This is a genomic window from Tautonia sociabilis, assembly GCF_003977685.1.
In the GTDB taxonomy this organism is placed as follows: domain Bacteria; phylum Planctomycetota; class Planctomycetia; order Isosphaerales; family Isosphaeraceae; genus Tautonia; species Tautonia sociabilis.
The window spans coordinates 1-2,654 of record NZ_RYZH01000111.1 but is presented as its reverse complement, the minus strand read 5'-3'; the positions used below and the strand labels follow the sequence as shown (position 1 = coordinate 2,654).

The following is a 2,654-nucleotide window of genomic DNA, read 5'->3' as shown; positions in this document are numbered from 1 at the left end:
AGGGGAGGACACTGAACCTGAAACCCCGTGCCTACAAGCGGTGGGAGGGCGACGAGCACTGCTCCGCCTGACCGCGTGCCTTTTGCATAATGATCCGGCGAGTTCTGGTATCCGGCCGGTTAACCCCTTCAGGGGGGGAGCCCCAGCGAAAGCGAGTCCGAACAGGGCGTCTGTCGGGTGCCAGAGACGCGAAACCAGGTGACCTACCCATGGGCAGGTTGAAGCCCCCGTAACAGGGGGTGGAGGACCGAACCCACCAGTGTTGAAAAACTGGGGGATGACCCGTGGGGAGGAGTGAAAGTCTCATCAAACCTGGAGATAGCTCGTTCTCTCCGAAATGGCTTTAGGGCCAGCCTCGGGACCCTCTCGTGCGGGGGTAGAGCGACGGAATCCGGCTGGGGCCCTCCCCGGGTACCCACCGGAACCCAACTCCGAATACCGCACGCAGCGACCCCGGGAGTCAGAACGCGGGGGAGAATCTCCGCGCTCAAGAGGGAAACAGCCCAGACCGCCGACCAAGGCCCCCAAGACGCTGCTCAGTGGCAAAGGAAGTGGGACCGCGGTGACAGCCGGGATGTTGGCTTAGAAGCAGCCACCATTTCAAAAGTGCGTAACAGCTCACCGGTCGAGCCGTCCCGCGCCGAAAATGACGGGGACTCAAGCAGCGCGCCGCAGTCGCGGGTTGGAGTCATCCAACGGTAGGAGAGCGTCGACGGCCGCGTCGAAGCCGCACGGGTAACGGGCGGTGGAGCGCCGTCGAGTGCGTATGCCGGAACGAGTAACGACAAGGCCGGTGAGAAGCCGGCCCGCCGAAAGCACCAGGTTTCCTGGGGAAGGGCAATCCGCCCAGGGTCAGTCGGGACCTAAGGCCAGGCCGAACGGCGTAGCCGATGGACAGCGGGTGAATATTCCCGCACCCGATGGGGCGGTTGACGGCGTGCGACGCCGCAGCAGAGGGGATCGGGGTGATAGACGCCCCCGTCCCGCAAGGGCGACGGTCTCACCGGAAGTCCCTGAAGTTGCGGCCACGAAAAACCACGTCCTGACAACCCATCGGCCCGTACCGCAAACCGACACAGGTGTGCCAGGCGAGCATCCGAAGGCGTTCGGGAGAACCCTCGTGAAGGAACTCGGCAAAATGGCCCCGTACCTTCGGTAGAAGGGGCGCTGGCGCGAGCCAGCCGCAGAGGATCGGCTCCGGCGACTGTTTACCAAAAACACAGGACTCTGCCAACTCGCAAGAGGACGTATAGAGTCTGACGCCTGCTCGGTGTCGGTAGGTTGAGGGAGGCGGTGACCGCAAGGGCAGCTGCCGACCGAAGCCCCGATAAACGGCGGCCGTAACTATGACGGTCCTAAGGTAGCGAAGTTCCTTGTCGGGTAAGTTCCGACCTGCATGAATGGCGTAACGACCGGAGCACTGTCTCCACGAGGGACCCGGTGAAACTGCAGTCGTGGTGAAGATACCACGTCCCCGCGGCTAGACGGAAAGACCCCGTGAACCTTTACTGCAGGTTGGCACTGGCCCGACGTCGATCCTGTGTAGCATAGCTGGGAGGCCGCGAAGCCCGGGCGCCAGCCCGGGTCGAGCCACCGGTGAAATACCAGCCTGGATCGTCGTCGTGCCTCACCGCTGCACCCACAGCGGGACACTGCTCATCGGGCAGTTTGACTGGGGCGGTCTCCTCCCAAAGCGTAACGGAGGAGCGCCATGGTTCCCTCGGCCCGGTCGGCCATCGGGCAACACGAGCGCAAACGTACAAGGGAGCCTGACAGCGAGCCCTCTCAGGCGAGCTGGGACGAAAGTCGGCGTTAGTGATCCGGCGGTGCTGGATGGAAAGGCCGTCGCTCAACGGATAAAAGGTACTCCGGGGATAACAGGCTGATCTCCCCCGAGCGTCCCTAGCGGCGGGGAGGTTTGGCACCTCGATGTCGGCTCATCGCATCCTGGGGCTGGAGAAGGTCCCAAGGGTTCGGCTGTTCGCCGATGAAAGCGGTACGCGAGCTGGGTTCAGACCGTCGTGAGACAGGTCGGTCCCTATCTGCCGCGGGCGGAGGAGACTTGAGGGGATTCTCCCCTAGTACGAGAGGATTGGGGAGGACCGACCTCTGGTGTGCCGGCTGTCCCGCTCGGGGCATCGCCGGGTAGCCAGGTCGGGAACGGATAAGCGCTGAAGGCATCTAAGCGCGAAGCCGGCCCCGAGACGAGGTCTCCGGCACCACTTGGTGCGAAGGCTCCTGGAAGATCACCAGGTCGATAGGCCGGGAGTGCACGGCGGGCGACCGTCGCAGCCGACCGGTCCTAAGAGCCAAGCGGCTTGACCACCCCGACCCGCCCCCGCCGCGCTCGCGGCGGGCCAGGCCGGCGTGGCCCACGCCTATCACCCCCATCACCGAACGACCCCCGCCTCGTCGCCTTCGACGCATCCGTCCCGGGTCGCACGTTCTGACCGTCTTCCCGACCATTGCCCTCGCCTTCGCGATCGCGGCCTGCAAGGACCCTCGCGTCCGCCCCGCCTCACCGTCGGCGGGACGGACGCCTTCCCGGCGACCAGACCCGCGAGGTCACACCCGTTCCCATCCCGAACACGGCCGTTAAGCTCGCGGGGCCCATGATAGTGCTTCGGCGCGAACGTCGGTCATCGCCGGGTCCC

The 2,654-nt window shown here is 65.1% G+C and carries 2 rRNA genes; both read left to right on the top strand.

The features are described 5' to 3' along the window. Nucleotides 1–2,326 (top strand): 23S ribosomal RNA (locus TsocGM_RS25520); the annotation flags it as partial. Between the two features lie 217 nt (nucleotides 2,327–2,543). Next, nucleotides 2,544–2,651 (top strand): 5S ribosomal RNA (rrf, locus tag TsocGM_RS25515). Nucleotides 2,652–2,654 lie beyond the last annotated feature (3 nt).